Genomic DNA, 4,094 nt, shown 5'->3' with positions numbered 1-4,094 from the left:
CAGCGCGCGGAGCTCGCCGTCGCCGATGTCGCGCAGGTGCGCCGCGGCCATCCGCCACGGGTGCCGGATCGCGGCGGCCCCGCCGGGCATCGGCACCGGGGCCAGATGTGCCAGTCGCTCGAACCCGGTCAGCGTGGCCAGCAGGAACTCACCACCCCACACCGTGCCGTCGGTGCCGTACCCGGTGCCGTCGAAGGCGACCCCGAGCACCGGACCGTCGACGCCGTTGTCGGCCAGGCACGCCGCGAGGTGCGCGTGGTGGTGCTGCACCCCGACCGGTTCGACGTCGTCCCGCTCCCGCGCGTACTTCGTGGACAGGTAGTCCGGGTGCAGGTCGTGGGCGACGACGGCCGGGGTGATGTCGAACAGCCTGCCGAGATGCTCGATCGCCGCGGTGAACGCGCGCAGCGTCTCGTGATTGGTCAGGTCGCCGAGGTGCGGCGAACACACCGCCCGCCGCCCGTGCGCGAGGCACACCGTGTTCTTCTGCTCGGCGCCACAGGCGAGCACGGGCCGGGGGAAGCCCGGCTCGTGCCGGATCGGTTCCGGCGCGTAACCCCGCGCGCGGCGCACCGGCAGCGCGCGGCCGGCCCATGGCCGCACCACCGAGTCGTCGGTGCGCACGTGGATCGGCCGGTCGTGGGTGAGGAACGCGTCGGCGATGCCGGACAGGCGCGCGAGGGCGTCGTCGTCGGTGAACGCGAGGGGTTCGTCGGAGACGTTGCCGCTGGTGAGCACCAGCGGTGCGGCGACGGCGTCCAGCAGCAGGTGGTGCAGCGGGGTGTAGGGCAGCATCAGGCCGAGTTCCCGGTTGCCGGGCGCGACGGACTCGGCGACGGCGGGGGCGGCGGTGGGGTCCCCACGGGGGTCGGTGCCGTGCTCCAGCAGGACGACGGGGGCCTGCCTGCCGGTGAGCAGGCGTTCGGCGAGGTCGTCGACGTGGCACAGCGCGCGGGCGGTGTCCAGGGTGGGCACCATGACGGCGAACGGCTTGTCCGCCCGGTGTTTGCGGGAGCGCAGTGCCGCGGTGGCCTTCTCGTCGGTGGCGTCGGTGGCGAGGTGGTATCCGCCGATCCCCTTGACCGCGACGACCGCCCCGGCACGGAGCAGCTCGGCGGTGTGCCGGACCGGGTCGCCGCCGAGGTACCGCCCGGCCGCGTCGACCAGCCGCAGCCGGGGCCCGCACGCGGGACAGCACACCGGCTGCGCGTGGAACCGCCGGTCGGCCGGGTCGTGGTACTCGGCCGCGCACGCGGCGCACAGTGTGAACCCGGCCATCGTGGTGTTCGGCCGGTCGTAGGGGACGTCCCGCACGATGCTGAACCGGGGGCCGCAGTCGGTGCAGTTGAGGAACGGGTACCGGTAGCGCCGGTCGGCGGGGTCGAACAGTTCGGACAGACACGCCGCGCAGGTGGCCGCGTCGGCGGAGACGGGGGTCCGGCGGGGACCGTCCCCGGAACTGGGCACGATCCGGAACCCTGCCCCGCCGCGGACGGGGTGCTCGGTGACCGTGACCCGCTCGACCGCGGCGAGCGCGGGGGCGTCCGTCTCCAGCGCCTTGAGCAGCCCGGTCACGGCCTCCCGCGGACCCTCGGCGGCCAGGAAGACCCCGTCGGTGTCGTTGCCGACGTGTCCGCTCACCCCGAACCGCTCGGCCAGCGCGTACACGAAGGGACGGAACCCGACCCCCTGCACGATCCCCTCGACCCGCGCCTCGACCCGCACGGACGGCCCCACGGCGCCCTCACCCCGTGGCGCCGCGGTCGCGCCCGCCGGACCCACCGCGGCGGGTGTCCGGACGGGCACGCACCCGGGCGCTGACCCGACGTTCGCACGACACCACCCACTGTTACCCGGGCAATGGCACGGCGAAACCAGGCCGCACCGCCCCGGCACCGCCCCCGGTCACGGAGCCGTGGCGGACCATTCGTGGTCCAGCATCGCGTACACGCTCGTGTCCTCCCAGGCTCCGGTGACCCAGATGTCGGCCCGGTGCAGGGCCTCGTGCCGCATCCCCAGGCGCGCGCACAGCCGGGCCGAGGCCGTGTTGTCCGGATGCATCCGGGCCACCACGCGGTGCGCACCGACCTCGGTGAAGGCGTACTCCAGCAGCTCCCGGGCGGCCTCGGTCGCGTAGCCCCGGCCGCCGACGTGCGGAGCGAGGATCCAGCCGATCTCGAGGGTGGCCGCCCCGGCCGAGTGCACCTGCAGGTGCACCTCCCCGACCGGATCGGTGCGGGTCGCCGTGCCGTCCTCCGCCGCGCCGTCCTCCGCCGTGCCGTCCCGCGGCACCACCGCGAGGCGCACCCCGTCGCCGTCCCCGGCGATCCGGGTGCGTCCCGCGTGGACCGGGAGACGCCGGACGACCTCCTCGTGGGTCAGCGGCTCGTGCGGCAGGTACCGGCACACGTCCGCCCGGGACAGATACCCGTACACGGCGTCGGCATCGGCCACCGACACCGGCCGCAGCAGCAGACGTCCGGTGGCCAGGGTCCCCACCTCCCGGGGCCGCAGGGCGGGCCCACCGCCGGTGCTCTCGTCCGCCACCCGTTCCCCCTTCGTCCCGCCGGCCGGTCCGGGTGATCGTTCCCTGCCGGCCGGTCCGTGTCGACCGTTTCCGCCCACGGCCCCGTTTTCCGCCCACGGCTTCGTCGCCGGCCGCCCGCGTCACCGTAAGGCGTGAACACGGGGCGCGGTTGACTCCCGGCGCAGAGGGTATGTCGCAGTCACGAACCGTCTCGCACACCGCTCGCGGGCCTCACCGCGCCGCGGGCTCACCGATCTTTCACAGGAGTGGTGCGGCAATGTCTCAGCCTGGCCAGGGTTCCTCGGGCTCCTCGGGTTCCTCGTCGTCCTCGTCGTCCTCGGGTCGCGAACGCGGTGGGTCCGGCGGCGACCCGCTGTCTACCGACCAGGGCAAGATCAGCGTCGCCCAGGGCGTCGTCTCCAAGATCGCCGGTGTCTCGTGCCGCGAGATCAGCGGCGTCCACGCGATGGGCACCTCCGGCGGGCGCGCGGTCGGCGCGCTGCGCGAACGGATCCCAGGCAGTTCCGGGCCGAGCGTGTCCCAGGGTGTCGCCGTCGAGGTCGGCGAGAGCCAGGCGGCCATCGACCTGGACATCGTCGTCGAGTACGGGGTGTCCATCGCCGACCTCGGCAAGAGCGTCCAGCGCAACGTCAAGCAGTCGGTCGAGCGGATGACCGGCCTCGAGGTGACCGAGATCAACGTCAGCGTCGACGACGTCTACCTGCCGTCCGACGACAGCCAGGAATCGCAGTCGAGGGTGTCGTGACCGGAACCAGCGCGCCGCCGGTGGTCGACGGGGTCGACGTCGACCGCGTCGCCGAGGTGGTGCGGTCCTGCCCCGGGGTCGCCGACCTGGTGGGCGGGGACGTCCTGCCCGCCACCGGCCCGGTCACGACGTACCTGCCCGGCAGGCGCCTCGGCGGGGTGCGCGTCGAGGCCGACCGGGTGACCGTGCAGGTGACCGGTGACTGGACCGTCGCCCTGCCCGCACTCGGCAGGCAGGTCCAGAGCGCACTCGCACCGCTGGTCGGCGACCGCCGGGTCGACGTCGTCGTGGCCGATCTGGTCGACCTGCCCGGTGCGGCCGGAACGGCCGATCCGAACCGAACGTGAAGGTGGAGACATGTCACGGACCACCCAGGGGCTCCTCGTCGGGCTCGTCCTCGGCCTGGCACTGGCCTTCGGCAACTTCGGCCAGATGCTGATCGTCGCGCTGCTGGCGATCGTCGGGCTGGTCGTCGGCAAGGTCCTGGACGGCGACATCGACCTGACCGAGTACTTCTCCGGGCGGGGTCAGGGCCGATGACCGACGCCGTGGCCGGACCCACCGGAGCCTCCCGGGCGGCGGGGTCCGGCGGAGGAGAGGACGAGCCGACCGCACCGACGGAACGGATCGGCGGTGCGCATCCGGGCCGGACCGAGTTCGGCCGGGTGGACATCGACGACGACGTCGTCGCCCGGATCGCGGCCGAGGCCGCCTCGGAGGTCGCCGACGCGGGATCGGCCGCGTCCGGGATGCTCGGCCGCACGCTCGCGCAGACCCCCACCCCGGGGGTGCGCCGCAGCA

6 protein-coding genes are annotated in these 4,094 nt (G+C 74.2%); 4 read left to right on the top strand and 2 right to left on the bottom strand.

Translation table 11 applies throughout. The annotated features are described in order from the left end of the window. Together hypF and ACTIR_RS0117310 are read right to left on the bottom strand one after the other, a co-directional pair. Positions 1-1,737 (bottom strand): carbamoyltransferase HypF (gene hypF, locus ACTIR_RS0117315; protein WP_026455224.1); only part of this gene is annotated, 1,737 nt, incomplete at its 3' end. Between the two features lie 168 nt (positions 1,738-1,905). After that, positions 1,906-2,547 carry a GNAT family N-acetyltransferase gene (locus ACTIR_RS0117310; RefSeq protein WP_034240690.1) on the bottom strand — a complete coding sequence of 214 codons (642 nt, stop codon included), beginning with the start codon at positions 2,545-2,547 and terminating at the stop codon, positions 1,906-1,908. Positions 2,548-2,804: 257 nt separating this feature from the next. Between ACTIR_RS0117310 and ACTIR_RS0117305 the strand changes: the two genes are divergently transcribed. The 4 genes from ACTIR_RS0117305 to ACTIR_RS24020 all read left to right on the top strand — a co-directional run. Next, positions 2,805-3,293, top strand: a complete 489-nt coding sequence (locus ACTIR_RS0117305; protein ID WP_026455222.1) for an Asp23/Gls24 family envelope stress response protein — start codon at positions 2,805-2,807, stop codon at positions 3,291-3,293. Continuing rightward, positions 3,290-3,640 carry a hypothetical protein gene (locus ACTIR_RS0117300; RefSeq protein ID WP_026455221.1) on the top strand — a complete coding sequence of 117 codons (351 nt, stop codon included), beginning with the start codon at positions 3,290-3,292 and terminating at the stop codon, positions 3,638-3,640. The genes ACTIR_RS0117305 and ACTIR_RS0117300 overlap by 4 nt, the downstream gene beginning before the upstream one ends. 10 nt (positions 3,641-3,650) lie before the next feature. After that, a complete protein-coding gene (locus tag ACTIR_RS0117295) occupies positions 3,651-3,833 on the top strand; it encodes a DUF2273 domain-containing protein (protein ID WP_007024172.1) in 183 nt (60 codons plus the stop codon). Then, positions 3,830-4,094, top strand: a 265-nt coding sequence (locus ACTIR_RS24020) for an Asp23/Gls24 family envelope stress response protein (protein WP_034240688.1), incomplete at its 3' end; no start/stop codon positions are given. The genes ACTIR_RS0117295 and ACTIR_RS24020, both read left to right, overlap by 4 nt.

This window comes from Saccharomonospora iraqiensis subsp. iraqiensis (genome assembly GCF_000430445.1).
GTDB classification, from domain to species: Bacteria; Actinomycetota; Actinomycetes; order Mycobacteriales; family Pseudonocardiaceae; genus Saccharomonospora; species Saccharomonospora iraqiensis.
Note: the sequence above shows the minus strand (reverse complement) of the source record. Positions and strands in the feature narration are given on the sequence as shown.

What these genes read in the sequence shown, in the direction of transcription:
- ACTIR_RS0117305 (WP_026455222.1), top strand. Translation starts at nt 2,805, where the DNA reads ATGTCTCAGCCTGGCCAGGGTTCCTCGGGCTCCTCGGGTTCCTCGTCG.
- ACTIR_RS0117295 (WP_007024172.1), top strand. Translation starts at nt 3,651, where the DNA reads ATGTCACGGACCACCCAGGGGCTCCTCGTCGGGCTCGTCCTCGGCCTG.